This window comes from Streptomyces malachitofuscus, assembly GCF_055571035.1.
This window is the reverse complement of record NZ_JBVIGA010000024.1, coordinates 32,658-59,128: the sequence shown is the minus strand read 5'-3', so window position 1 is coordinate 59,128 and position 26,471 is coordinate 32,658. Positions and strand designations below refer to the sequence as shown.

Below are 26,471 nucleotides of genomic sequence, written 5' to 3'. Positions count from 1 at the left end.
GCTTCCAGGCGGGGTGTGCCCGCGGAGGCGCTCAGTCGACGGCGGGGACCACCCGGAGGTGGGAGGCGGTGCGGCGGTTCCTGCGGCCGGCGGTCGCCACGGGGTGGGCTTCGCGCAGCACCAGGGTCAGCCGGACACAGCCCATGTCCTGGAGGGTGCCGGTCGTCTCGACGACGATGCGGCAGTCGGTGGCGCCCCAGCGCGGGTCGGGGTGCAGCAGCGGCCGCACCGCGCCGTCGTGCTCGGCGGCCCGCTCGCCGACGGACCGGAGCCAGTGCGGCAGCCCGTGCCGGTAGGCGGCCTCCATGATGGGGTCCTGGGCGATGTCGCGGCGGATGGCCTGCAGCCCGTGGTCGTGGCCGTGCTGCTCGACGGTCTTGGCGAGGTGGGCCAGCATCGGCAGGCACCAGCTCGACTCGTGGTCGCCGAGGACGGTGGCGGCGTCCGGGTGGAAGAGCACGAACCGCAGGAAGTTGTCGCCGGGCCCGGCCGTGGGATGCGGCTCGACCTCCTCGAAAAGTGACCGGAAAGCGCTGTTGGTCAGCAGCACGTCCCAGCGGTGGTCCACCACCAGGGAGGGGAACGGCGCCGCTTCCAGAAGAGCGGCGTAGTCCTGCAGATAGGCCTGGACCTCGGGGGTCCCGGGGACGGGCCGCGGTGCCGGCCGCTGCCCTCCTGCCTGATATGCCATCGGGAGGTCACCCCTCTTGCCTGTGCGGCCCTGACGCGGCGCCCCGATCCTGGTGCCCGGACACGCGGCATGTCAACTATCGTGGCATTCCACGACGGTTGACGGCCGAAATTGGCCACAGTTGTGGCGAGACCTGGATGTGAGTTCGAACCACCGGCTAGTCTCCGTGAAGTTCACGGCAATCGCTTGTGAGAAGCCTGTGAGAGACGTAGGAGATCTTTCGGTGACGGGTGGCTTCGAGGGTCCGGGCACCGCGCCGACGACCGCGCTGCCGGCCGTCGTCGCCCGCGTCACCGCACTCGCCGACCGGCTGGGCGTGCCGCACAGCGAGGTCTTCGACGTCGGCCGGCTCTCCGTGGCCTCCGGCGTCCCGGAGTCCGTGGTCAAGGCGCTGCTGAGCGGCCGGTGCGCGGGCGAGCCCGATGTGCAGGCCCGGTTCGTGCAGCGGCTGGACCTGCTGCGCCGCACCCGGCTCAAGCCGAACGGCCGCAAGTACACGCAGCAGGAGATCGCCGACGGAGCGGGCATGTCACGGCAGCAGGCCGGCGCGCTGATCAACGGCGACCGGCGGCCCACCATGGAGCACTGCGACGCCATCCAGCGGTTCTTCCGGGTGCACGCCGGTTTCCTCACCGCCGAGGACCCCGAGGCGCTCGCGAGCGCTCTCCAGCACACCGAGCAGGATCTGCTGCAGAAGCTCGCGGACCGGGAGCGGGGGGCCACGGAGGTCACCGACGATCCCCTGGAGCGGCTGCTGCAGGACCACGGTGTGCGGGGGATCGCCTGGCGGGCCGCGCAGCTGCCCACCGACCAGCACCGCGACAAGGTCGCGGAGTGGCTGGACATGCTCCTGGAGAGTGTCCAGCGGCCCAAGTCGTGACCCGGGGAGAACTGTGGGCATCGGTAGGGAAATGCGCCGCCTGTGCGGCGAGTTGGTCGCGGAGCTGACGCTTCCCGTCCCGGCGCGGCCCGCCGATCTGTACGCCGCCCTGTGCGAGGCGATGAGCAGGCGTCGCGGCCGGCCCGTGCTGTTCCGTACGGCCGCCTTCCCGCCGGGGACCGCGAGCGGGCTGTGGCTGGACATGACCGACCTGGACCTCGTGGTGATCGAGGAACGCACGGCACCCGATCACCAGTTGGTGATCCTGGGGCACGAACTGTGGCACATGAAGGCGGGCCACTGCGGTCGTCATGTCGCGGGTGCGCAGGTCGCGACCCGGCTCCTCGACGCGGCGCCCGACGAGGACACGCTGCGGGCGACGGTCCTGAAGGTCGCCGCGCGCACCCGGTTCGACCTCGCCGAGGAGAAGGAGGCCGAGGCGTTCGGTCTGCTGCTGGCCAGCAAGTGCCGGACACTGCTGGCCGGTTCGTCCCTGCGCGGGCCGGTGCGGCGAGATCATCTGGCGGGCCGCATCGAGGCGTCGCTCGGGTACCTGGGTCCCCAGAGCTGAGCGGGCGCGCCCCGGCGTGCGAGCCCCGCCGGCCGGGCGAACGGGCGCCCGGCTCGGCCCGATTGTCAGTGGTGGGCGGCAAGCTGGAGGTGCGTCCCCTCCGTGTGCGGGGGCGTGGCACCGACGACCACGACACGGGGAGAGCCGAGCGATGCCCACCGCCGTACTGACCGACCGCGAGCGCACCGCCGTCCAGGCCTATCTACGACTGCTGCACACCGTGCGCGCCGCCCTCGACACGCGCCCCGGCCCGCCGGGCACGCCGGGACCCCCGCTCGTCCCGCCCGCCGTCCTCGCCGAGGCGGAAGCCGCCCTGGCCCGAGCAGGCCTGACGGGCAACGAGGAGGCCTTCTTCCGCATGCTCCACGCCTGGCACCCCGAGCAGTAACACCGGAGCAGTGACTTCCGGAGGGCGTTCGGGGGACACCCTCAAACGCCCTCCGGGAAGACACGCTCCCCCACCCCGAAAACCCAGGGCGGACCCACCCCTCAAGGGGCGCGGGGAACTGCGCGACCAACCCCCACTCACCCGCATCCGCACACCACGGCCGCGCGGCGGCGTCACACGTGCGGCACCACGACCGCCGTGGCCACGAAACCCCCCGCGGCGGTCCAGCGGCCGGTGAAGTGGTCGAGGCGGCGCCCGCCGACCTGCGGGCCGGGCACGAGGAGCGTGGCCCGGAAGCCACCCCGGGATGCCACGTCGTCGTCGGCGACGAGCTCGATGTCCGCCTCCAGGAAGTCCAGCCACTTCCCGGTGAGCGGGAACCACGCCTTGTAAACGGCCTCCTTGGCGCTGAACAGCAGCCGGTCCCAGTGCACGGCGGGCAGCTCACGGGTCAGCCCGGCGATCCGGGCGGCCTCCCCGGGCAACGACACCGAGGAGAGCACCCCCTCGGGCAACGGCCCGTGGACCTCGGCGTCGATGCCGATGGACGCCAGGTCGCCGGCGCGGACCAGGGCGGCGGCGCAGTAGCCCGCGCAGTGCGTCATGCTGCCGGCCACCCCGTCCGGCCAGATCGGGGCACCGCGCTCACCGGGCAGCACGGGCTGCGGCGGCACGTCGAGCTTCTCCATCGCACGGCGGGCGCAGGAGCGCACGGCGGTGAACTCCCGGCGGCGCTTGAGGACGGCCCGCTCCACCAGCGCCGCCTCCTCGGGGTACAGCGGAGCGTCGGCGCCCTCCTCGCCGTAGGCCTCGACGGCCACGACCGTCTGCGGCAGCAGTTCCTCGATCATCGCTCGTCCTCTCGGGGCACGATCCGCCGCAGCCGCCCCGGCGGCCGGTTCCACTTGCGCCACTCGCGCGGGTAGCCCACCGACACCTCCTCGAAGCGGACCCCGTCCTGCCAGGTGGTGCGGGGGATGTGCAGATGACCGTAGACCACCGTGTGGACGGGGAACCGGCGGTGCCAGTCGTCGGTGAGCACGGTGCCGCACCACATGGCGAACTCCGGATACCAGAGCACCTCCGTGGGATGGCGGTGCAGCGGGTGGTGGTTGACGAGGACGACGGGCAGGTCGTCCGGCAGCTCACCGAGCCGGCGCTCGGTCTCGGCGACCCGGGCCCGGCACCAGTCCTCCCGGGTCGGGTACGGGTCGGGGTGCAGCAGATGTTCGTCAGTGCAGACGACCCCGGTGCCGTTCGCGTACTCCAGCCCCTCGTCCTTGGTGGCGCAGCCGGACGGCAGGAACGTGTAGTCGTACAGCAGGAAGAGGGGTGCGACGGCCACCGGCCCGCCGGGTCCGTCCCAGACGGGGTAGGGGTCCTCGGGAGTGACGACCCCGAGGTCGCGGCACTGCTGGACCAGATGGTCGTAGCGGGCGACCCCGCGCAGAGTGACCGGATCGCGCGGGTGGGTCCACAGCTCGTGGTTGCCGGGCACCCAGACGACCTTGGCGAACCGGCCGGCCAGGGTCTTGAGGGCCCAATGGATGTCCTCGACCGTCTCCGCGACATCGCCGGCCACCAGCAGCCAGTCCTCGTCCGACTCCGGCTGCATCGCCTCGACCAGGGCACGGTTCTCGGCGTAACCGATGTGCAGGTCGCTGATGGCCCACAGCTGTCCGCCGCCGCCCGTCCCCGACATTCCTCGTCGTCCCTTCAGCCGTCACCGAACCCCACCACGAGATCACATCCGTGGCGCCGGAACAAGCGCGACCCGTCCGCCGCACGTGGTATCAGGACCGGCTGCCGAAGCCCTATGATCGCCCCGACACCACCGCCGTGAGACGCCTTTCGGACAGGGCGGTTCGGTGACCCTCCATACGTCTGCCCGGGCAACGGGCCGCTGAGCCCTGCCCGCGAACCGTGAAAGGCGGCCTGCATGGTCTCTTGCGTACGCGTCTGGCTCAACCGCACGTACGCGGAGAACGTGTTCTTCATGGATCAGCTGAGGAGAAATCCCAGCGACCGGGCCGTCGAGATCCACGCCACCCACGGCGACCCCGACTCCCCCGTGCTGGCCGCGGCCGACACCGCCGAACTGGAGCCCGAAGGGCTGTCCCCGGCCGCGTACGTCGAGTACGCGCTCATCCAGTGCCGGCGGCGCGGCATCGACGTGTTCGTCCCCCGGCTGCACCAGGCGGCGATCGTCGCGCACCGCGCCGAGTTCGAGGCGGCCGGTACGGCACTGCTGGCGCCGCCGCCCGAGGCGGTGGCCGCGTTTCAGGACAAGGTGATCGCCTATGAGGCGGTCCAGGCCGTCGGGGTGCCGGTGCCGCCGTGGTGGCGGGTGCGCGGGGCGGACGAACTCGTCGCGGCGGTCGACGAGTTGGAAGGGCTCGGACACCGGGCCTGTCTGAAACCCGCGTCCGGCGCGGGTGGGGTCGGTTTCCGCATGATCACGCGTGCCCCCTTCTCACTCACGCAGTTGAGCGGCTTCCCGAGTCCGTACGTGCCCCTCGGCCTGGTGCTGGACGCCGTGCGGCGCGCGGAGGAGCCGGTGGACTGGCTGGTGATGCCCCGCCTGGAGCAGCCCGAGGTGTCGGTGGACTGTCTGACCGGGCCCGACAACCGGGTGCGGCTGGCGGTGGGACGCACCAAGAACGGCCGGCGCAGGGGCTTCACGCTGCACGAGCAGTGGCTGGAGCCGGCCCGGCGGATCGCTGAGCGCTTCGGTCTGCACCACCTGTCGAACATCCAGTTCCGGATGCTCGGCGAGCGGCCCGTGCTCATGGACGTCAACACCCGGCCGGCGGGCGGGCTGCACCAGCTGTCGCTGTGCGGGGTGAACGCCCCGTGGGCCGCCGTACGGCTGGCGCTCGGCGACGACCCGGGCGAGATCGTGCCGCCGTTCCTGGGCCAGGACTACTCGGTGGTGTCCGGTCCGCGTCCGCTGCTGCCGGTGACGTTGCCGCAGCAGCGTGCCGGGGTGTCCGCGCTGGGTGCGGTGCCGACCCCGGCGGCGCCCTCCGGGCCGAGAACGACGACCGGGGCGCGGTCGTAGGAACTTCTCAGGGGAATGGTGCGCCGAGGGTGTATCAGGGGCCGGGCCGCGGGCTCTTGATGGTGAAGGCGACTGGGGAAGCCGCCGGGGGGAAGCACGGGGGTACCGGGGGGCTCGGGTCGGTCGGCCGCTGTCACGGGGGGCGACCGGCCGCCCCGAAGCCCTCTCCGGTCCCGGCTAACCGAGGTAGGCGAGGCCGGGGTGGACGGCCGTGTAGCCGTCGACGAGCCGGCGGGCCACGGTGACGGAGTCCACCAGCGGGTGCAGCGCGAACGCCTTGACGGCCGTCGCGCGGGAGCCCGACCGGGCGGCGGCGAGCACCTCGCGCTCCACGGCCTTGACGGCGCAGACCAGACCGGTGGCGTGGTCGGGCAGCGGGTCGACGGAGACCGGATGCGCCCCGTTGGCGTCCACGAGGCAGGGCACCTCGATCACGGCCTCCGCGTCCAGTGGCGAGAGGGTTCCCCGGTTGCGGACGTTGAGGATCAGCGTGGTGCGTTCGTCGCGGGCGATGGCCCGCATCAGGGCGAGGGCCACCTTCTCGTAGCCGCCGGACAGATCGTCGGCCTCGCGCTCGCCCGCACCCGCCGCCTCCCGGTTCTCGGACATGTAGGTGGCCTCGCGTTCGGCGCGGGTGCGGTCCCACAGGGCCAGGGCGGAGACGTCGGGGTCGCCGGTGCCGGCGTAGAAGCCGGTCTGCTGGTCGTGCAGGAACGCGCCCCGGGTCCGCTCGGCCCGCCGGTAGGCGTCCACGGCCTCACGGTTGAAGTAGTAGTAGTGGAGGTACTCGTTGGGGATCGCGCCCAGGGAACGCAGCCAGTCGACGCCGAAGAGCCTGCCTTCCTCGAACGAGCCGAGCAGGGCGGGGTCGGCCAGCAGGCGCGGCAGTTCGTCGCGGCCGGCGACCCGCAGGCCGCGCACCCAGCCGAGGTGGTTGAGGCCGACGTAGTCGATCCACGCCTCCCGCGGCGGCGCGCCGAGCACCCGGGCGATACGGCGGCCGAGGCCGACCGGTGAGTCGCAGATGCCGATGACGCGGTCCCCGAGGTGGCCGGCCATGGCCTCGGTGACCAGGCCCGCCGGGTTGGTGAAGTTGATGACCCAGGCGTCGGGGGCGACGCGGGACACCCGGCGGGCGATGTCGACGGCGACGGGTACGGTGCGCAGACCGTAGGCGATGCCGCCCGCGCCGACCGTCTCCTGGCCGAGCACGCCCTCGGCGAGGGCGACCCGTTCGTCATGCGCCCTGCCCTCCAGGCCTCCGACGCGGATCGCGGAGAAGACGAAGTCGGCGCCGCGCAGCGCCTCGTCGAGGTCGGTGGTGGTGGTCACCCGGGGTGCGTCGGGCACGCCGTCGGCCTGTTCGGCCAGGACCCGGGCGATCGCGCCCAGCCGGCCGGTGTCCACGTCGTGCAGGACGACCCGGGTCACCCGTCCCTCCGCGTGGTCCGCGAGCAGTGCCCCGTACACCAGCGGCACGCGGAATCCTCCGCCGCCCAGAATCGTCAGCCTCACATCCGCACCCTTCCCACCACGACGAACGTGGACGACCCTACTCGCGGGGCGGGCGTCACCGCGGGCCGCGCGACCGCGCCGCGCGTGCCCCCGGGGCAGCAGCGAACCCGCCGTGAACGGACGACGCCGAGCGTGCCGGGCACCGGCCCGTCAGCACGACGGGCGTCCTCCGCCCGCCGTTCGCGGATCGACCACGCCCGCCCCGGCTCATGCCTCCGGCCGACGTCCGGCCCACCTCGGTAGCCGGCACAGGGAACGCCGGGCGTGGCCCGCCCGCCCGGGGGCAACCGGACGCGCCGTCCGTGTCCGCGGGGACGGCGAAATCCCTCTCACCGGTGAGGACTCGGCTCCCGGACGGTCGTGATACTGGGACGGCCCCCGCCCCGAGGAGCCGCACATGTCCCTCCGGTCCGCCCTCACGCCGGTCGTCACCCGCTGGCGCCCGGCGAATCCGTACGCCCTCGACACGGCGCTCGCCGCGCTCGTGCTGTTCGCCGTGTCCCTGCAGTGGATGTTCCCCGACGAGGGGGACGACCCGCTGACCTGGCAGGGCTGGCTGCTCGGCGCCGCCACGGCCGTACCGCTGATCTGGCGGCGGCGGGCGCCCTGTACGGCCGCGTGGGCCGTGTCGGTCGCCACCCCGGCGCAGGCGCTGTACCACGCGCCCCCGCCGGACGTGATGTACGGCGGGATGGTCGTCCTGTACACGCTGGCCACCGTGGGCAGGCCCTGGCAGCGCCGGATGATGCTGGCGGGCTGGGTGATCGGGGTCGTCGCGACCATGCAGCACCAGACGAACAAGGAACCCTTCGAGTACGCCTTCCACCTGATGGGGCTCGTCTGCGCCTACGCCCTGGGCATGCTCGCCCGCGTGCAACGCGCCTACACCACGGAGCTCGAGGACCGGGCCCGCCGGCTGGAGCGTGAGCGGGCCGCCGACACCGCGCGGGCCCGGGCCGAGGAACGCTCCCGTATCGCGCGGGACATGCACGACATCCTGGCGCACGCGGTGAGCCTCATGATCGTGCAGGCGGAGGCCGGGCCCGTCGTGGTGCGCAAGGATCCGGAGCGCGCGGAGGCCACGTTCGACACCATCGCGGCGACCGGGAGGGACGCGATGGCCCAACTGCGCCGCATCCTCGGGGTGCTGAAGGAGGAGCGGCCGGACGGCGGGACCCCACGGAGGCTGCCGCAGCCGAGCGTGACGGCGCTGCCCGCGCTGATCCGCCAGGTCGAGGAGTCCACGGGGGTGCGCACCGAGCTGCGCACCAGGGGCGAACCCTGTCCCCTCTCCTCGGACACCGAGGTCGCGGCCTACCGTGTGGTCCAGGAAGCACTCACCAACACCGTGAAGCACGCCCGTGCCTCACGCGCGGTGGTCGAACTGGACTGGGCGGAGGACCAGGTGACCCTCACGGTGACGGACGACGGACGGGGCCCGTCCGGGCCGGCCGGCGGACACGGCCTGATCAACATCCGGGAGCGGGCCGCGGCCTGCGGGGGCAGCGCCGAGACCGGCAGCGGTCCGGACGGCGGATTCCGGGTCGTCGTACGGCTGCCCGCGGCGGCCGACCGCGAGGGGGCGCTCGGGTGAGCATCCGGGTGGTCGTCGCCGACGACCAGGAGCTGGTCCGGGCGGGTTTCGGCATGATCCTCGACGCGCAGGACGACATCGAGGTGGTCGCCGAGGCCGGTGACGGCGAGGAGGCCGTCGCGGCGGTGCGACGGCACGCGCCGGACGTGCTGCTGCTCGACATCCGCATGCCGGTGATGGACGGTCTGGAGGCGGCCCGCCGGGTGTGCGCGCAGTCGGGCTGCAAGGTGGTCATGCTGACCACGTTCGACCTGGACGAGTACGTGTACGAGGCGTTGGACGCGGGTGCCAGCGGCTTTCTGCTGAAGGACGTCCGCCGGGACGACCTGGTGCACGCGGTGCGGGTCGTCGCCGCCGGCGACTCGCTGCTCGCCCCGGCCGTGACACGGCGGCTGGTCGCGGACATCGTGCGGCGCCGCCGGGAACGGGCGTCCGCCGAGACGGCGGCGCCCCCCGATCGCCTGGACGCCCTCACCGCACGCGAGGTGGAGACCCTGCGGCTGCTGGCCCGGGGGCTGTCCAACGCGGAGATCGCCACGACCCTGTTCGTCAGCGAGCACACCGTCAAGACGCATGTGAGCAACGTGCTGAGCAAGCTCGCTCTCCGGGACCGGGTGCAGGCGGTGATCTGCGCGTACGAGACGGGACTGATCACTCCCGGCTCCCCCTGAGGAGTGAGTGCGGGAGCCGTCTCCCCCGTACGGGCGAGGGGACCGAACCCCTCCCACCGGCGATCCGCCGACCCGCCTCCCGGCAGGAGCCTGGGGCGTGTTGACGAACCATCATCCGCCGGGAGGGACCGTGCTTTCCGCACTTGCCCGGGCGGCCACTCGCCGCCCCTTGACCGTGATGCTCCTGTGGGGGCTCTTTCTGCTGCTGGGCTTCGGGCTGGGGACGGGAGTCTTCGCGCGGCTCTCCGACAACGTGCCCGAAGTGCCCGGGACCGAGGCGGAGTCGGCCGCCCGCCATCTGGACCGGGTGGACCCGGCGGGCGAGTCGATCACCGGAGTGGTGGCCGGCACCGCCGTCTCGGACCCGGAGCTGCGCGCCGACGTCGAGCGGGCCGTGGCCGAGGTCCGGAAGGTCGCCGGGGTCGCCGCCGTGCCCGATCCGTACACCACGCCCGGTCTGACCGCCAAGGACGGTCAGGCGCTGATCATCTCCGTCACGCTGACGGGCGGGCTGGACGACGACGCCGAGGAACGCACGCTCGACGCGGCCGCCGACCGGATCCGGGAGATCGACGCGCCCGACGTCCATGTGAGCGGCGGCCCGCTGCTGGGGCTGCAGATCGGCGAGCGGGCCCAGGAGGACGTGAAGAACGCGGAGTTGATCTCCCTGCCGGTGGTGCTGGCGCTGCTGCTCGTGGTCTTCGGCGGGCTGCGGTCGGCGCTGCTGCCGCTGATCGTCGCGGTCAGCGGGATCGCGGGGGCGTTCCTGGCGCTGTTCGCGTTCAGCGAGGTCACCGACATCTCCGTGTACGCGATCCAGGTGACGACCATGCTGGGGCTCGGACTCGCCGTGGACTACGCCCTGTTGATGCTGGTGCGGTTCCGGGAGGAGCGCCGGCGCACCGAGGACGTCGTCGAGGCGGTGCACCGGACGGTCGCGGCGGCCGGGCGGACGGTGCTGTTCTCCGGGCTCACGGTGGCCGTCAGCCTGACCGGGCTGCTGGTCTTCCCGAGTGTGTTCCTGCGCAGCATGGGTCTCGCGGTCGCCGCCGTGGTCGTCATCGACATGCTGGCGGCGCTCACCCTGCTGCCCGCGCTGCTGGCGCGGTTCGGCGGGCGGATCCCTCCGGCGAAGACACCGAAGAGCGGTGAGGAGGGCCGGTTCTTCGCCCGGGTGGCCCGCTTCGCGGCCCGGCGCAAGGTCGCCGTGCCGGCGGTGGTGGTTCCGGTGCTGCTGGTGCTGGCCCTGCCCGTGTCCGGGATGAGCATCGCCGTGGGGGACGCACGGCAGCTGCCCACGGACACCGAGGCACGGCAGCTGCACGACACCGTCGCCGGGCACTTCCCGCCGGGCACGGGTGTCTCGCCGGTCACCGTCGTGGTCGGGCCCGGCACGGACGCGGCGGTCGCCGACCGGATCCGGGAGCTGTCACCGCGTTCCGAGACGCGTGAACTGCCGGACGGCTCCTCGGTGATCGAGATCCTGCCGCCCGGGGAGAGCGACGGTGAGGAGGCGACCCACCTGGTCGAGCGGGTACGTGAGGTACGCGGCGACGAGCCGGTGGAGGTCACCGGTACCGCGGCCCAGCTGGTCGACTTCCGCGAGATGCTCTCGGAACGGGCACCGTGGGCGGCTCTGACCGTCCTGGCCGGTATCTTCCTGCTGCTGTTCGCGTTCACCGGGTCCCTGCTGCTGCCGCTGCGCACCATCGTGACGACGCTGCTCAGTCTGGCCGCCGCCCTCGGCGTGGTGGTGTGGGTCTTCCAGGACGGTCATCTCGCGGGGCTGCTGGGCGCCGAGGGGCTGGGCGCCCTCAGTCTCACCGCGCCGCCGCTGATCGTCGCGATCGCGTTCGGACTCGCCATGGACTACGAGCTGTTCATCCTGGCCCGGATGCGCGAGGCACGCGGCCGCGGCGAGGACGACCGCGAGGCCGTGGTGAGCGGGCTGCGCCGTTCCGGACGGGTGGTCACCTGCGCGGCGCTGCTGCTGGCGGTGGTCTTCGCCGCCTTCATGACGGGCGGGTTCTCGCCCATCCTGCAGATCGGCCTCGGTCTCACGCTGGCCGTCGTCATCGACGCGACGGTCGTGCGGATGCTGCTGGTCCCGGCCACCATGGCCGTCCTCGGCCGCGGCGCCTGGTGGGCGCCGGCACCCCTGCGGCGGGTGCACGACCGCTTCGGCCTCCGGGAGGAGTCCGCGGAGACGCCCCGGCCACGGGTACCGACGGGAGTGTGAGGAGCGGCCGCACCGGCCGGCATCCGCGCGTGGTCGAACGGAGCGTGGGGGCACGTCGTCCGGGAACTTCCCGGCGTCGTGTCCCTGCGGCGCTCCTGGTCACGCCTTGCACCCATTCGCGTTTTTCGGGACCTGAACTCCCCCGGGTCACGGGGACTTTCTCGGATACATCTCTTGACGACGGATGGACCGCAGAGCACATTGGCGTCACTGTGAGAGCGCTCTCATGCATGTTCCGGGCTCTCGAACGTACCTCCCCGCACAGATGATCCGTACCGAGAGGGCATCCCCACATGAGTGACACCTCCGGCACCCCCCGCCCGCTCCGCAGACCCCGCCCGATGCGGCGGGCGCTTCTCGCCGTCGTCAGCACGCTCGCTCTCGCGGCGGGCGCGGCAACCGCCGCGAGCCCGTCCGCGAGCGCCTCGGTGCCGCCTCCGCCGTCGGGCTGGACCCAGGTCTTCGCCGACGACTTCGACGGACCCGCGGGCAGCGGTGTCAACACCTCCAACTGGCGGTACGCGACCGGCAAGGGCTACCCGGGCGGCCCCGCCAACTGGGGCACCGGCGAGATCGAGACCATGACGTCCAGCACGGACAACGTCTCCCTCGACGGCGCCGGCAACCTGCGCATCACCCCGCGGCGCGACGGCGCCGGCAACTGGACCTCGGGCCGCATCGAGACCAACCGGACCGACTTCCAGCCCCCGGCCGGCGGCAAGCTGCGCGTCGAGGGCCGCATCCAGGCCCCGAACGTCACCGGAGCCGCCGCCAAGGGCTACTGGCCGGCGTTCTGGATGCTGGGCGCCCCCTACCGGGGCAACTACTGGAACTGGCCCGCCGTCGGCGAGCTGGACATCATGGAGAACACGCAGGGCATGAACACCGTGTTCGCCACGATGCACTGCGGCACCTCGCCGGGCGGCCCGTGCAACGAGACCAGCGGCATCGGCGGTTCGACCACATGTCAGGGCACGACCTGTCAGGCCGGGTTCCACACCTACCGGATGGAGTGGGACCGCTCGACGAGCCTGGAGGAGATCCGCTTCTACCTCGACGGCAACAACTTCCACACCGTGCGGGAGAACCAGGTCGACGCGACGACCTGGAACAACGCCACGGACCACGGCTTCTTCGTCATCCTCAACGTGGCGATGGGCGGCGGCTTCCCCGACGCCTTCGGCGGCGGCCCGGACGCGGGCACCCAGCCCGGGCACTCGATGCTCGTCGACTACGTACAGGTGCTGACCTCCGGGGGCGGCGGCGACCCGGGGGACCCCGGTGACCCCGGCACTCCCGGCAACCGGGACGCCTACGGCACCATCCAGGCCGAGTCCTACGACGCCCAGTCCGGCGTGATGAAGGAGACGACCTCGGACGCGGGCGGCGGCCAGAACGTGGGCGCGCTCGCCAACGGCGACTGGCTGCAGTTCAAGGGCGTCAACTTCGGTTCGAACCCGGCGCGGCAGTTCTCCGCGCGGGTGGCGAGCGGTGCGGGTGCCGGCGTCAGCGGGCTCGTCGAAGTACGCCTGGACAGCCGGAGCAACGCGCCCATCGGCAGTTTCGCGGTGGGCAACACCGGCGGCTGGCAGTCCTGGCGGACCATCCCGGCGAACATCAGCAACGTGACGGGCACGCACGACGTCCACCTGACCTTCACCAGCGGTCAGCCGGCGGACTTCGTGAACGTCAACTGGTTCACCTTCGGTCACTGACCCACCCCCCACACCCGGCCCCCTCCGGCCGGGATGCGAAGAGGGCTCCACGCCTGCGTGGAGCCCTCTTTCGCGTGCCCGGACGCCAGGCCCGCGCCCCACCCGAACGGACCAGCACGTCGAGTCCGAGGAGGGCCGACGTGGTACCGGTTCACGCGAGTGACGATTCGCCCCCACGACGACGCGGCCGGGGAATCAGTTGCCGGTGCGTGCGGTTGACGCCATCGCGAGGAAGAAGATGATCAATGTGAGCGAAGCGACCGCGAGCGCGGGAGCACTGGAGCGACTGTCCGGCGCGGGCGTGTCGGTCTGGCTCGACGGCCTGTCCCGCGAGCACCTCACCTCCGGCGTTCTCGCCGGACTGGTCCGGTCCGGCGGTGTCACCGGCGTCAGCACCGACCCGTCGGTCCTCCGGGCGGCCGTCGGCTCCGGAACGGTCTACGAGGAGCAGCTCGCCGGCCTGGCCGTGCGGGGCGTGACCCCCGACGAGGCCGTTCGGATGATGACCACCGCGGACGTCCGGGCGGCCGCCGACGTCCTGATGCCCGTGTACGAGGCGACGGGCGGCCGGGACGGCCGGGTCTCCCTATTGGTCGACCCCCGCCTGGCGCACCACACCGCGGCCACCGTCGCCGAGGCGGGACAGCTCGCCTGGCTGGTGGACCGGCCGAACGTCCTGATCGGGATGGTGGCGACCAGGGCCGGCCTCACCGCGATCACCGAGGTGACCGGGGCCGGCATCGGCGTCGACGTCCGGCAGATCCACTCCCTGGAGCGCTACCGGGAGGTGATGGACGCCTACCTCGCCGGTCTCGAGCGGGCACGGGCCGGCGGAATCGACCTGGCCGCCCTCCACTCCGTCGCCTCCTTCTCCGTCTCCCGCGTGGACGGCGAGATCGACAAGCGGCTGGCCGTGCTGGGCACGGGCGAGGCGCTCGCCCTGAGGGGCAGGGCGGCGCTCGCGAACGCGCGGCTCGCCTACGCGGCGTACGAGGAGTTCTTCTCGTCGGAGCGCTGGCTGGCGGTGGCCGGTGGTACCCGGGCCAACAAGCAGCGGCCGCTGTGGGCGTCCACCGGGGTGAGGGACCCCGCTCGCAAGGACACCCTGTATGTGGAGGAGCTGGTCGCACCCGGCACCGTCTGCACGATGACCGAGGCCACGCTGAGGGCCACCGCCGACCACGGGGTGGTCCGGGGCGACACCGTCACCGGCGGCTACGCCCAGGCGCGGGCCGATCTGGCCGCCGTGGAGCGGCTCGGGATCTCGTACGACGAGGTGGTGCGGCAGCTGGAGAACGAAGGCGTCGCGAGGTGCGAGGACGCCTGGCAGGAGCTGCTCGACGCGGTGACGAAGTCGCTCGACAGCAAGGGAGTTGACGCGGAATGACCGACGAGACGACCCGCCCCGGGGCGCAGCCTCCCGGCGGGACGACCGAACCGGGAACGACGGCGCCCCACGCGGGAACGACGGCGCCCCACGCGGGGACCGCACCGGGGACGCGGACGTCCGGCGCGCCGGACGAGGCGGTGACGGATGCCCCGGCGGCCGACGGGACCACGCCGGAGGGTCCGCCCCCGGCCGCCCTCACCGCGCCCCCGGCCGGCTGGTCCAACCCGCTGCGCGACCCCCGGGACCGCCGGCTGCCCCGGATCGCGGGCCCCTCCGGGCTGGTCATCTTCGGGGTGACCGGCGACCTGTCCCGCAAGAAGCTGATGCCGGCCGTGTACGACCTCGCCAACCGGGGCCTGCTGCCGCCCGGCTTCTCGCTCGTCGGCTTCGCCCGCCGGGACTGGGAGGACCAGGACTTCGCAGAGGTGGTGCACGACGCCGTCAAGGAGCACGCGCGGACCCCGTTCCGCGAGGAGGTCTGGCAGCAGCTCTCCGAGGGCATGCGGTTCGTCCCGGGCGACTTCGACGACGACCACGCCTTCGAACAGTTGCGCAAGGCCGTCGACGAGCTGGACGCCTCCCGGGGCACCAGCGGCAATTACGCCTACTACCTCTCCGTACCGCCCAGGTTCTTCCCGAAGGTCGTTCAGCAGTTGAAGAAGCACGGGCTGGCCGACGCCCCCGAGGGTTCCTGGCGGCGCGCCGTGATCGAGAAGCCGTTCGGCCACGACCTGAAGTCGGCCCAGGAGCTGAACGCGATCGTGCACGACGTCTTCGACCCGGAACAGGTCTTCCGCATCGACCACTACCTGGGCAAGGAGACGGTCCAGAACATCCTGGCGCTCCGCTTCGCCAACCAGATGTTCGAACCGATCTGGAACCGGTCCTTCGTGGACCATGTGCAGATCACCATGGCCGAGGACATCGGCATCGGCGGGCGGGCGGGCTACTACGACGGCATCGGCGCCGCCCGCGACGTCATCCAGAACCACCTCCTGCAACTGATGGCACTCACCGCAATGGAGGAGCCGGCCTCCTTCGACGCGGGCTCGCTGCTCACCGAGAAGCTGAAGGTCTTCCGGGCCGTGCGGCTCCCGGACGACCTGGGCCGGCACACGGTGCGCGGGCAGTACGCGGCCGCCTGGCAGGGCGGTGCGCGGGTGCGCGGCTATCCGGAGGAGGAGGGCATCGCCCCGTCCTCCACCACCGACACCTACGCCGCGATCAAGCTGCGGGTGGACAACCGCCGGTGGGCGGGCGTGCCCTTCTACCTGCGCACGGGAAAGCGGCTCGGCCGCCGGGTCACCGAGATCGCGGTGGTCTTCCAGCGGGCGCCGCACTCCCCCTTCGACTCCAGCGCCACCGAGGAGCTGGGCCAGAACGCCGTCGTCATCCGCGTCCAGCCGGACGAGGGCATGACGGTCCGGTTCGGCTCCAAGGTGCCGGGTACCTCGATGGAGCTGCGGGACGTGACCATGGACTTCGCCTACGGCGAGTCGTTCACCGAGTCCAGCCCGGAGGCGTACGAGCGGCTCATCCTGGACGTGCTGCTCGGGGACGCCAACCTGTTCCCCCGTCACCAGGAAGTGGAGGAGTCCTGGAAGATCCTCGACCCGATCGAGGAGTACTGGGCGTCGCACGGCCGGCCGGCGCAGTACACGGCGGGCAGCTGGGGGCCCGTGGAAGCCGACGAGATGCTCGCACGAGACGGACGGAGCTGGCGCAGGCCATGAAGATCGACCTGACCGACACCACGGCAAGCAAGGTCAACAAGGCGCTGGTGCAGGGCCGCCGCGCCATCGGCACCCCGGCCGTGGGCATGGTCCTGACGATGGTGATCGTCACGGACGAGGAGAACGCCTACGACTCGATCAAGGCGGCCGAGGAGGCCTCGCACGAGCACCCCTCGCGCACCCTGGTGGTGATCAAGCGGCACGCCCGCACCCCGCGCGAGCGCACCCACCCCCGGCTGGACGCCGAGGTCAGGGTGGGCTCGGAGGCGGGCACCGGGGAGACGGTGGTGCTGCGGACGTACGGCGAGGTGTCGGACCACGCCGACTCGGTGGTGCTGCCGCTGCTGCTGCCGGACGCCCCGGTGGTGGTCTGGTGGCCGGCGGACGCTCCCGAAAACCCCGCGAAGGACCCGCTGGGCGCCCTGGGCCAGCGCAGGATCACCGACCTGTACGCCGTCGAGAACCCGATGCAGGTGCTCGAGACCCGGATGCGTACCTACGCGCCCGGGGACACCGACCTCGCCTGGACCCGGCTGACGCCGTGGCGCTCCATGCTGGCGGCGGCGCTGGACCAGGCGCACGCGTCGGTGACCTCGGCGGCCGTGGAGGCCGAGGCCGACAATCCGGCCGCCGAGCTGCTGGCGCGTTGGCTGGAGGCACGGCTGCGGGTCACCGTGGACCGAGTGGTGACCGCGGGCCCGGTGGTCACCGCGGTCCGTCTGGGGACCGAGGACGGCGAGGTCGTCATCGACCGGCCCGAGGGCCCGCTGGCCACCCTGACCCTGCCCGGCCAGCCCGCGCGCCGCCTCGCGCTGAAGGTCCGCCCCACCTCCGAGCTCATCGCCGAGGAGCTCAGGCGCCTCGACGCGGACGAGATGTACGCCGTCGCCCTGCGCGGCGAGGCCACAGAGGAGACCCCCGCCCATGTCTGACGTCCCCGAGCCGACCCGGCGCCCCGAGTGGGCCGCACTGGAGGACCACCGCGCGGACACCCTGCCGCAACCGGACCTGCGCGCCCTGTTCGCCGACGACCCCTCCCGCGCGCAGCGCTACGTCGTGCATGCGGGTGACCTGCGCATCGACTATTCCAAGCACCTGGTCGACGACGAGACGCTCGCGCTGCTGTTCGAACTGGCCGAGGCCACCGACGTGTCCGGCCTGCGCGACGCCATGCTGCGCGGCGAGCGGATCAACGTCACCGAGGACCGGGCCGTGCTGCACACCGCGCTGCGCGCACCGCGGGACGCGGTGATCGAGGTCGACGGGGAGAACGTCGTCCCTGCCGTGCACGCCGTGCTCGACAGGATGGCCGACTTCGCCGGACGGATCCGTTCCGGCGAGTGGACCGGCCACACCGGCCGGCGCATCCGCAACGTCGTCAACATCGGCATCGGCGGATCCGACCTCGGCCCGGCGATGGCGTACGAGGCGCTGCGCGCGTACACGGACCGCGAGCTGACCTTCCGCTTCGTCTCCAACGTGGACGGCGCCGACCTGCACGAGGCGGTGCACGACCTGGACCCGGCGGAGACGCTGTTCATCGTGGCGTCCAAGACGTTCACCACGATCGAGACGATCACCAACGCCACCTCCGCGCGGACCTGGCTGCTCGACGCCCTCGGTGACGGGAAGGCGGTCGCACGGCACTTCGTCGCCCTGTCGACGAACGCCGCGAAGGTCACGGAGTTCGGCATCGACACGGCGAACATGTTCGAGTTCTGGGACTGGGTCGGCGGACGCTACTCCTACGACTCCGCCATCGGCCTGTCCCTGATGATCGCCATCGGCCCGGACCGCTTCCGGGAGATGCTCGACGGGTTCCGCATCGTCGACGAGCACTTCGCCAACGCGCCGGCCGAGGCCAACGCACCCCTGATCATGGGCCTGTTGGGGGTCTGGTACAACAACTTCTTCGACGTGCAGTCGCACGCGGTGCTGCCGTACTCGCACTACCTGTCGAAGTTCACCGCCTACCTCCAGCAGCTGGACATGGAGTCCAACGGCAAGTCCGTGGACCGCCAGGGCCGTCCCGCCACCTGGCAGACGGGACCCGTTGTGTGGGGCACGCCCGGCACCAACGGGCAGCACGCGTACTACCAGTTGATCCACCAGGGGACGAAGCTGATCCCGGCCGACTTCATCGGCTTCGCCCGTCCGGTCGCCGGACTGAGCGGCGCGCTCGAGGCCCAGCACGACCTGCTGATGGCCAATCTGTTCGCCCAGGGCCAGGCGCTCGCCTTCGGCAAGACCGCCGACGAGGTGCGGGCGGAGGGCGTGCCCGAGGAGCAGGTGCCGCACCGCACGTTCAAGGGCAACCACCCCACCACCACGATCCTGGCCACCGAACTGACCCCCTCGGTACTCGGTCAGCTGATCGCCCTGTACGAGCACAAGGTGTTCGTGCAGGGCGCCATCTGGAACATCGACTCCTTCGACCAGTGGGGCGTCGAACTCGGCAAGGTGCTCGCCAAGCGCGTCGAGCCCGCCCTCACCGAGGGCGCCGACGTCCCCGGCCTCGACCCGTCCACGGCCGCGCTGGTGGCCGCCTACCGCGAACGCAGGAAGTGAACTGACATGCAGATCGGTCTTGTTGGTCTCGGCAAGATGGGCGGCAACATGCGCGAGCGGCTGCGCCGCGCAGGCCACACCGTCATCGGGTTCGACACCAACCCCGAGGTGTCCGACGTACCGCACCTGTCCGACCTGGTCGACCGGCTCGAAGGGCCGCGCGCCGTCTGGGTGATGGTCCCCGCGGGCGGCCCCACCCAGGACGTCGTCGACCGGCTGGCGAGCCTCCTCAAGCACGACGACATCGTGGTGGACGGCGGCAACTCCCGCTGGACCGACGACGAGAAGCACGCCAAGGAGCTGGCCGCCCGGGGCATCGGCTTCGTCGACGCCGGTGTCTCCGGCGGCGTATGGGGCCTGGAGCACGGCTACGCCCTCATGGTCGGCGGCGAGAAGGAGCACGTGGAGCGGCTGAAGCCGGTCTTCGACGCGCTCAAGCCGGACGGCCCCTACGGCTACGTCCACGCGGGCCGGGTCGGCGCCGGACACTTCGCGAAGATGGTCCACAACGGCATCGAGTACGCCATGATGCAGGCCTACGCCGAGGGCTGGGAGCTCCTGGAGAAGGTCGAATCGGTGGACAACGTCCGGGAGGTGTTCCGCTCCTGGCAGGCGGGCACCGTCATCCGTTCCTGGCTGCTCGACCTGGCGGTCGACGCCCTCGACGACGACGAGCACCTGGAGCGGCTGCGCGGCTACGCCGAGGACTCGGGCGAGGGCCGCTGGACGGTGGAGGCGGCCGTCAACAACGCCGTGCCGCTGCCCGCGATCACCGCGTCGCTGTTCGCGCGGTTCTCCTCCCGCCAGGAGGACTCGCCGCAGATGAAGATGGTCGCCGCGCTGCGCAACCAGTTCGGCGGGCACGCCGTCGAGTCGGTGAAGAAGGCCTGACGGGGTGGGCGATCTGCTGCTGGCGCGGCACGGTGAGACGGAGTGGAGCCGGGACGGACGGCACACCGGCCGCACCGACCTGCCGCTGACCCCGCGGGGCGAGGACCAGGCGAAGTCCCTCGCCCCGCTGCTCGCGGACCGGACCTTCGGGCTGGTCCTCACCAGCCCGCTCGTCCGTGCCCGGCGCACCGCCGAGCTGGCGGGCCTGACGGACGCCGAGCCGGAGCCCGGTCTGCGCGAGTGGGACTACGGCGGCTACGAGGGGATCACCACGGCGGACATCCGCCGCGGCCGGCCCGGCTGGGACCTGTGGACCGACGGAGTACCGCCCGGCCGGGAGTTCCCCGGCGAGTCGCCGGAGCAGGTCGGCGAGCGCGCGGACCGGGTGCTGTCCCGGGTGGCCGGGGCCCTGGACGAGGGGGACGTGATGCTGGTGGCGCACGGCCACCTCCTCCGCGTCCTGACGGCCCGCCGCCTGGGCCTGCCCTCATCCGACGGCCGCCTCTTCCGCCTGGAGACAGGCACCCTGTGCCGCCTCTCCCTGGAGCACGGCACCCCGGTCGTCGCGGAGTGGAACACCCGGCCGTGACGCCGGGGGCGCGGATGAAGGGGCGCGGGGAACCGCGCAAAGGGGGGTCCGGGGGCGCAGCCCCCGGGGACGGGACGGGAAGGGGCGGCGGGCACGAAGAAACGCCTGACCCACCCGAGGCAGACGGGCGACCCGGCGCACCCTGACCTCGTCAGGAATGGAGAAGCGCGGCCACCCACCACCCGCCTAGCCTAGCCTTGGCCAAAGGCCCCCCGGGGGCACCGCCGCCCGCGCAGGGCCCCCGCGCCGCAGGCCGCAACCGCGCCGACCCCGCCGCCCGGCCCCTCTCCCCGCCGGCCGGCGCCCGCCCGACGGATGGAGAACGATGAGCAAGGCCACGAGGACGGACCGGCAGCCGGCCGCGCCGCACCCCGCCGACAGCCACGACCTGATCCGCGTCCACGGCGCACGCGAGAACAACCTCAAGGACGTCAGCGTCGAGCTCCCCAAGCGCCGTCTCACCGTGTTCACCGGCGTGTCCGGCTCGGGCAAGAGCTCGCTGGTGTTCGACACCATCGCCGCCGAGTCCCAGCGGATGATCAACGAGACGTACAGCGCGTTCCTCCAGGGCTTCATGCCGACGCTGGCGCGCCCCGAGGTCGACGTGCTCGACGGCCTGACCACCGCGATCACGGTCGACCAGCAGCGGATGGGCTCCGACCCGCGCTCCACGGTGGGCACCGCCACCGACGCCAACGCGATGCTGCGCATCCTCTTCAGCCGGCTGGGCCGGCCCTACTTCGGCCCGCCCGGCGCGTTCTCCTTCAACGTCGCCTCGGTCTCGGCGAGCGGAGGTTTCACCGTCGACCGCGGTGCCGACAAGACCAAGACGGAGAAGGTGTCCTTCAGCCGCACCGGCGGCATGTGCACCCACTGCGAGGGCCGGGGCACGGTCTCCGACATCGACCTGGCCCAGCTCTACGACGACTCCAAGTCGCTCTCGCAGGACCCCTTCACCATCCCCGCCTACACCGGGGGCGGCTGGGTGGTGCGGGTCATCGCCGAGTCGGGCTTCTTCGACCCGGACAAGCCGATCCGCGAGTACACGAAGAAGGAGCGGCACGACTTCCTGTACCGCGAACCGACCAAGGTGAAGATCAACGGCATCAACCTCACCTACGAGGGGCTGATCCCCAAGCTCCAGAAGTCGATGCTCAACAAGGACCGGGAGGCGATGCAGCCGCACATCCGGGCGTTCGTGGACCGGGCGGTCACCTTCGCCACCTGCCCCGAGTGCGACGGCACCCGGCTCACCGCGGGGGCGCGCTCGTCGAAGATCAAGAAGATCAGCATCGCCGACGCGTGCGCGATGGAGATCAGGGACCTGGCCGAATGGGTGCGCGGTCTCGACGAGCCGTCGGTGAAGCCGCTGCTCACCGCGCTCCAGCACACCCTCGACTCGTTCGTGGAGATCGGCCTGGGCTATCTCTCCCTCGACCGTGCCTCGGGCACCCTGTCGGGCGGCGAGGCCCAGCGCGTGAAGATGATCCGGCACCTCGGCTCCTCGCTCACCGATGTCACCTACGTCTTCGACGAGCCCACCATCGGCCTGCACCCGCACGACATCCAGCGAATGAACAACCTGCTGCTGCGCCTGCGGGACAAGGGCAACACGGTGCTGGTCGTCGAGCACAAGCCGGAGGCGATCGCGATCGCCGACCACGTCGTCGACCTGGGTCCCGGCGCGGGCACGGCGGGCGGCACCGTCTGTTTCGAGGGCACCGTCGAGGGGCTGCGGGCCAGTGACACGGTCACCGGCCGCCACCTCGACGACCGGGCGTCCGTCAAGGAGACGGTCCGCAAGCCCACCGGCACGCTGGCGATCCGCGGCGCGACGGCGAACAACCTCGAGGACGTCGACGTCGACATCCCCCTCGGGGTGCTCACCGTCGTCACCGGCGTGGCGGGTTCCGGCAAGAGCTCCCTGGTGCACGGGTCGATCCCCGCCGAGGAGGGGGTGATCGCGGTCGACCAGACCCCGATCCGCGGCTCCCGGCGCAGCAACCCGGCCACGTACACCGGGCTGCTGGACCCGATCCGCAAGGCGTTCGCCAAGGCCAACGGCGTGAAGCCGGCGCTGTTCAGCGCCAACTCCGAGGGCGCCTGCCCCACCTGCAACGGCGCCGGCGTCATCTACACCGACCTGGGCATGATGGCCGGGGTCTCCACCACCTGCGAGGACTGCGGCGGGAGGCGGTTCGACGCGTCGGTGCTGGAGTACCGCTTCGGGGGCCGCGACATCAGCGAAGTGCTCGCGATGTCGGTGGCCGAGGCCGAGGAGTTCTTCCGCGAGGGCGAGGCGCGGATCCCGGCCGCCCACCGGATCGTCGAGCGGATGGCGGACGTCGGACTCGGCTACCTCACCCTGGGCCAGCCGCTCACCACCCTGTCCGGCGGTGAGCGCCAGCGGCTCAAGCTGGCCACGCACATGGGAGACAAGGGCGGCGTCTACGTACTCGACGAGCCGACCACCGGTCTCCACCTCGCCGACGTCGAGCAGTTGCTCGGCCTGCTGGACCGGCTGGTCGACTCCGGCAAGTCGGTCATCGTCATCGAGCACCACCAGGCGGTCATGGCGCACGCCGACTGGATCATCGACCTCGGTCCCGGTGCCGGTCACGACGGCGGCCGCATCGTCTTCGAGGGCACCCCCGCCGACCTGGTCGCCTCCCGCTCCACCCTCACCGGCGAGCACCTCGCGCAGTACGTCGGCGCCTGAGCCGCCGCTCGCGCGGGCGCCGGGGCCGCTACGCCCCGGCGCCGCGCGGGATGCCGTACGCCCGCTCCACCCGCAGCCGCAGCACCAGCCGCCGGTCGTGGACCATGGCCGCCCGGTAGTCGCCCCAGTCCGGGTGCTCGCCGTTGATGTCGCGGTACAGCCGGATGAGTTCCTCCACCGTCTCGTCGTACGGGTCGCCGGCGACGGGTGACAGCTCCGCGGTGCCCTCGGCAACCGTGTACACCCACCGGTCCGGGGTGGTGACGTGGTAGGACGCCCGGGGGTCCCGCCGCAGATTGCGGGTCTTCGCCCGGTCGTCGGTCAGCGAGACGCGGATGACGCGCTCATCGGGGTAGTAAGCGTGCATGACGTTGGACAGCTGGGGCCGTCCGTCGCGTTTCAGCGTGACGAGCACTCCGCCGTGCCCTTCGGAGAGCAGGGCGAGCAGTGCGTTCTGTTCGGCGTCCTGAGTCATGACTCGATCAACGGTCCGCACCGGGCCGGCGTTCCCCGAAGGAGACCGATGGGAGTACTGCGGCAGGAGACCGGGCCCGAGGAGGCCGGGCTGGACGCGGGGGCGCTCGACCGTCTGGACCGGCATTTCGCCCGGCTGGTCGACGCCGGGAAGCTGCCCGGTTTCCTCGTGTCCCTCGCCCGCGGGGGCCGCGTCGCGCACCTCACGGCGTACGGGGCGCGGGACGTCGCGGCCGGGCTGCCCGTGGAGAGCGACACGCTGTGGCGGATCTACTCGATGACCAAGCCGGTGACCGCGGTGGGCGCGCTGATGCTGGTCGAGAAGGGCCTGCTGTCGCTGGACGACCCGGTCGGCCGTCACCTTCCCGCCTTCGCCGAACCCCGCGTCTACGACGGCGGCTCCGGTGACCGGGTGCGCACCCGTCCGGCCGCCGGCCCTCTCCTGGTACGGCATCTGATGACGCACACCGCCGGGCTGACGTTCGCCTTCTACCACGCCCATCCCGTCGACGCGCTGTACCGTGCGGCGGGGCTGGAGTCGTCGGTGGCGCCCGGGGCGGACCTCGCCGGGACGACCGATGTGTACGCGAGCCTGCCCCTGCAGTTCGATCCCGGGACGCAGTGGAACTACTCGGTCGCCTCGAACGTGCTGGGCCGGATCGTCGAGGTCGTGTCGGGCCGTCCGCTCGACGAGTACCTCGCCGAGCGCGTCTTCCGGCCGCTCGGCATGACGGACGCCGGTTTCCGGGTCACCGACGAGCAGGCGGGGCGCCTCGCCGAGATGTACGGCGAATCGGACACCGGCGGCATCCGCCCCATCCCCGGCCTCCCGCTGCGGGGACGCCCCCGTTTCCTGTCAGGCAGCGGCGGCATGGTGGCCACCGCCCACGACTGGCACCGCTTCATGGAACTGCTGCGCCGGCGCGGCGAACTCGACGGCAGGCGTCTGCTCGACCCGGCGACGGTCGATCTGATGACCCGCAACCACCTCCCGGGCAACGCCGACCTGCGGGCCTTCGGCAGCCGCCCCGCACACGACGAACCGGGCAACGAGGGTGTCGGCTTCGGCCTCGGCGTCAGCGTCGTCATCGACCCGTCCCGCACCCAGTCCCCGTCCGCTCCGGGCGCCTACGGCTGGAGCGGGGTGGCCACCACCACCTTCTGGGTCGACCCGGGCCGCGACCTGACCGTGCAGTTCCACACGCAGGTGCGGCCCAGGTCCTCCCACACCGTCTTCCAGGACCTCAAGCGGCTGGTGCACGAGGCGGTGACGCACTGACGGGAGGGCCGCCGTCAGGACAGCTGCCCAACGGCGTCCAGGTGGGGCAGATGGTGGTCGAGGCGCTCCCGCTTGGTGCGCAGGTAGGTGATGTTGCTCTCGCACGGCGGTATGAGCAGCGGCACCTGCTCGGCGACCTGGACGCCGTGCCGGACCAGCGCTTCGCGCTTGCGCGGGTTGTTGGACATCAGCCGCACCGACCGCACGCCCAGGTCCTTGAGCATCCCGGCGGCGACCGCGTAGTCACGGGCGTCCACCGGCAGGCCGAGCGCCAGGTTCGCCTCGACGGTGTCCAGGCCCTCCGCCTGCAGGGCCATCGCGCGCAGCTTGGCGAGCAGCCCGATGCCGCGGCCCTCGTGGCCGCGCAAGTAGACGACCACGCCCGCCCCTTCGGCCACGACCGCACGCAGCGCCGCCGCGAGCTGGTCGCCGCACTCGCAGTGCTGGGAGCCGAAGGCGTCGCCGGTCAGGCACTCGGAGTGGAGCCGGGTGAGCACGCGGTCCGCGCCCGGATCACCGTACACGAGGGCGACTTGTTCGTCACCGCGGTCGTGGTCCAGGTAGCCGACCGCCTGGAACTTTCCGTACACGGTGGGCAGCGGCGCATTCACGACGCGTTCCACACCGGTCCGCCGCTGAGGCTGCTTGCCGAGTACGCCTACTTTTTCTGTCATCATTCTCGAGTTCCTAAGCAGAGACGAAAGGCCGTGACGATATGGGTGGTTCACGAAAGCGGTCGGCGGCATACGGCCCGGTGCACGGTCTGTTGCCGGCGGATACTACAGAGGATGTACGGACGCGGGGAGCCGACGTCTCACGGCAGATCGCGGTACTTCCGGTCGGGAGTTTCGAGCAGCACGGCCCGTTCCTTCCGCTGGCGACCGACACGCTGGTCGCCTGTGCGATCGCGCGGGAGATCGCCGACGCCTACCCGGTGCACCTCCTTCCTCCGGTGACGATCTCCTGCTCGCACGAGCACGCGGCCTGGCCGGGCACCGTCTCCATCTCCTCCGTCACCCTTCACGCGGTGATCCGGGATATCTCCGACTCGCTCCGCCGGTCGGGCGTGGACACCCTGGTGCTGGTCAACGGCCACGGCGGAAACTACGTACTGGGCAACGCCGTTCAGGAATCCTCCGCACGCGGTGAGCGGATGGCCCTGTTCCCGGCCCCGGAGGACTGGGAGACGGCTCGCGAGCGGGCCGGTGTCGCGACCTCTCTCCTCACCGACATGCACGCGGGCGAAATCGAGACCTCCATCCTTCTGCACACCCGTCCCGATGTGCTCCGACCCGGTTATGAGACCTCCGATCACGTCGCCGACGACCGACGCCATCTCCTGACCCTCGGTATGTCCGCCTATACGGATTCGGGAGTCATCGGCCGCCCTTCCCTGGCCTCGGCAGAAAAAGGCAAGCAACTCCTGTCGAGCCTGACGGATTCCTTCGGCACGTATTTCTCACTACTGACACCCGACGCCTGAGAACGAGGCCGCGCCCCAAC

General features: G+C 71.9%; 23 protein-coding genes. 17 read left to right on the top strand and 6 right to left on the bottom strand.

Annotated elements, in window-relative coordinates; all coding sequences use genetic code 11:
* Window positions 1-31 precede the first annotated feature (31 nt).
* Window positions 32-691 carry an MmyB family transcriptional regulator gene (locus tag ACZ44S_RS29800; protein ID WP_466934312.1) on the bottom strand — a complete coding sequence of 220 codons (660 nt, stop codon included), beginning with the start codon at window positions 689-691 and terminating at the stop codon, window positions 32-34.
* A 223-nt stretch (window positions 692-914) separates the two neighbouring features.
* On the opposite strand from ACZ44S_RS29800, the gene ACZ44S_RS29795 reads away from it, so the two are divergent.
* The 3 genes from ACZ44S_RS29795 (at window position 915) to ACZ44S_RS29785 (ending at window position 2,530) form a co-directional block, all read left to right on the top strand.
* Window positions 915-1,571, top strand: a complete 657-nt coding sequence (locus ACZ44S_RS29795) for a helix-turn-helix domain-containing protein (protein ID WP_466934311.1) — start codon at window positions 915-917, stop codon at window positions 1,569-1,571.
* A gap of 31 nt (window positions 1,572-1,602) precedes the next feature.
* Window positions 1,603-2,142 (top strand): toxin-antitoxin system, toxin component, encoded by a 540-nt coding sequence (locus tag ACZ44S_RS29790; protein ID WP_466934443.1) that lies wholly within the window; start codon window positions 1,603-1,605, stop codon window positions 2,140-2,142.
* A gap of 151 nt (window positions 2,143-2,293) precedes the next feature.
* Window positions 2,294-2,530: a hypothetical protein gene (locus ACZ44S_RS29785; RefSeq protein ID WP_466934309.1), complete on the top strand. Its 237-nt coding sequence runs from the start codon at window positions 2,294-2,296 to the stop codon at window positions 2,528-2,530.
* Between the two features lie 173 nt (window positions 2,531-2,703).
* Here the strand turns inward: ACZ44S_RS29785 and ACZ44S_RS29780 are convergent, their stop codons facing one another.
* A complete protein-coding gene (locus tag ACZ44S_RS29780) occupies window positions 2,704-3,381 on the bottom strand; it encodes a 4'-phosphopantetheinyl transferase family protein (RefSeq protein ID WP_466934307.1) in 678 nt (225 codons plus the stop codon).
* Complete coding sequence (locus tag ACZ44S_RS29775; RefSeq protein ID WP_466934306.1) at window positions 3,378-4,232, bottom strand: metallophosphoesterase family protein; 855 nt, start codon at window positions 4,230-4,232, stop codon at window positions 3,378-3,380. The genes ACZ44S_RS29780 and ACZ44S_RS29775 overlap by 4 nt, the downstream gene beginning before the upstream one ends.
* A 237-nt stretch (window positions 4,233-4,469) precedes the next feature.
* Between ACZ44S_RS29775 and ACZ44S_RS29770 the strand changes: the two genes are divergently transcribed.
* Window positions 4,470-5,591 carry an ATP-grasp domain-containing protein gene (locus ACZ44S_RS29770; protein WP_466934305.1) on the top strand — a complete coding sequence of 374 codons (1,122 nt, stop codon included), beginning with the start codon at window positions 4,470-4,472 and terminating at the stop codon, window positions 5,589-5,591.
* 177 nt (window positions 5,592-5,768) lie between these two features.
* Here the strand turns inward: ACZ44S_RS29770 and ACZ44S_RS29765 are convergent, their stop codons facing one another.
* Entirely contained in the window at window positions 5,769-7,106 is a 1,338-nt protein-coding gene (locus ACZ44S_RS29765; protein WP_466934303.1) for a 6-phospho-beta-glucosidase, read from the bottom strand.
* A 397-nt stretch (window positions 7,107-7,503) separates the two neighbouring features.
* On the opposite strand from ACZ44S_RS29765, the gene ACZ44S_RS29760 reads away from it, so the two are divergent.
* The 11 genes from ACZ44S_RS29760 (at window position 7,504) to ACZ44S_RS29710 (ending at window position 23,215) form a co-directional block, all read left to right on the top strand.
* Window positions 7,504-8,700, top strand: a complete 1,197-nt coding sequence (locus tag ACZ44S_RS29760) for a sensor histidine kinase (protein WP_466934301.1) — start codon at window positions 7,504-7,506, stop codon at window positions 8,698-8,700.
* The gene (locus tag ACZ44S_RS29755; RefSeq protein WP_466934299.1) at window positions 8,697-9,371 is read left to right on the top strand and encodes a response regulator; all 675 of its coding nucleotides are present in this window, start codon (window positions 8,697-8,699) and stop codon (window positions 9,369-9,371) included. Before ACZ44S_RS29760 ends, ACZ44S_RS29755 begins: the two co-directional genes overlap by 4 nt.
* Window positions 9,372-9,501: 130 nt before the next feature.
* Window positions 9,502-11,610, top strand: a complete 2,109-nt coding sequence (locus ACZ44S_RS29750) for an MMPL family transporter (protein WP_466934297.1) — start codon at window positions 9,502-9,504, stop codon at window positions 11,608-11,610.
* 293 nt (window positions 11,611-11,903) lie between these two features.
* Window positions 11,904-13,325 carry a glycoside hydrolase family 16 protein gene (locus ACZ44S_RS29745; RefSeq protein WP_466934296.1) on the top strand — a complete coding sequence of 474 codons (1,422 nt, stop codon included), beginning with the start codon at window positions 11,904-11,906 and terminating at the stop codon, window positions 13,323-13,325.
* Between the two features lie 238 nt (window positions 13,326-13,563).
* Entirely contained in the window at window positions 13,564-14,712 is a 1,149-nt protein-coding gene (gene tal / locus ACZ44S_RS29740) for a transaldolase (protein ID WP_466934294.1), read from the top strand.
* A complete protein-coding gene (zwf, locus tag ACZ44S_RS29735) occupies window positions 14,709-16,448 on the top strand; it encodes a glucose-6-phosphate dehydrogenase (RefSeq protein WP_466934292.1) in 1,740 nt (579 codons plus the stop codon). Before tal ends, zwf begins: the two co-directional genes overlap by 4 nt.
* Window positions 16,445-17,380, top strand: coding sequence for a glucose-6-phosphate dehydrogenase assembly protein OpcA (gene opcA, locus ACZ44S_RS29730; RefSeq protein WP_466934291.1), 936 nt, complete (start codon window positions 16,445-16,447; stop codon window positions 17,378-17,380). The genes zwf and opcA overlap by 4 nt, the downstream gene beginning before the upstream one ends.
* Window positions 17,373-19,016, top strand: a complete 1,644-nt coding sequence (gene pgi, locus ACZ44S_RS29725; RefSeq protein ID WP_466934289.1) for a glucose-6-phosphate isomerase — start codon at window positions 17,373-17,375, stop codon at window positions 19,014-19,016. Before opcA ends, pgi begins: the two co-directional genes overlap by 8 nt.
* Window positions 19,017-19,022: 6 nt before the next feature.
* Entirely contained in the window at window positions 19,023-19,907 is an 885-nt protein-coding gene (gene gnd, locus ACZ44S_RS29720; protein WP_466934288.1) for a phosphogluconate dehydrogenase (NAD(+)-dependent, decarboxylating), read from the top strand.
* Window positions 19,908-19,911: 4 nt separating this feature from the next.
* Window positions 19,912-20,496, top strand: coding sequence for a histidine phosphatase family protein (locus ACZ44S_RS29715; RefSeq protein ID WP_466934286.1), 585 nt, complete (start codon window positions 19,912-19,914; stop codon window positions 20,494-20,496).
* A 325-nt stretch (window positions 20,497-20,821) separates the two neighbouring features.
* Window positions 20,822-23,215 carry an ATP-binding cassette domain-containing protein gene (locus tag ACZ44S_RS29710; RefSeq protein WP_466934285.1) on the top strand — a complete coding sequence of 798 codons (2,394 nt, stop codon included), beginning with the start codon at window positions 20,822-20,824 and terminating at the stop codon, window positions 23,213-23,215.
* Between the two features lie 28 nt (window positions 23,216-23,243).
* Here ACZ44S_RS29710 and ACZ44S_RS29705 read toward each other — a convergent pair whose 3' ends face one another.
* On the bottom strand, window positions 23,244-23,690 hold the full coding sequence (locus ACZ44S_RS29705; RefSeq protein WP_466934283.1) for a PPOX class F420-dependent oxidoreductase: 447 nt from the start codon (window positions 23,688-23,690) through the stop codon (window positions 23,244-23,246).
* 48 nt (window positions 23,691-23,738) lie between these two features.
* Here ACZ44S_RS29705 and ACZ44S_RS29700 point away from each other — a divergent pair, with 48 nt between their 5' ends.
* Window positions 23,739-24,968, top strand: a complete 1,230-nt coding sequence (locus tag ACZ44S_RS29700) for a serine hydrolase domain-containing protein (protein ID WP_466934281.1) — start codon at window positions 23,739-23,741, stop codon at window positions 24,966-24,968.
* A 14-nt stretch (window positions 24,969-24,982) separates the two neighbouring features.
* On the opposite strand, the gene ribA is transcribed toward ACZ44S_RS29700, so the two are convergent.
* Complete coding sequence (gene ribA / locus ACZ44S_RS29695) at window positions 24,983-25,642, bottom strand: GTP cyclohydrolase II (RefSeq protein ID WP_466934279.1); 660 nt, start codon at window positions 25,640-25,642, stop codon at window positions 24,983-24,985.
* Window positions 25,643-25,683: 41 nt separating this feature from the next.
* Here ribA and ACZ44S_RS29690 point away from each other — a divergent pair, with 41 nt between their 5' ends.
* Window positions 25,684-26,451, top strand: coding sequence for a creatininase family protein (locus tag ACZ44S_RS29690; RefSeq protein WP_466934277.1), 768 nt, complete (start codon window positions 25,684-25,686; stop codon window positions 26,449-26,451).
* Window positions 26,452-26,471 lie beyond the last annotated feature (20 nt).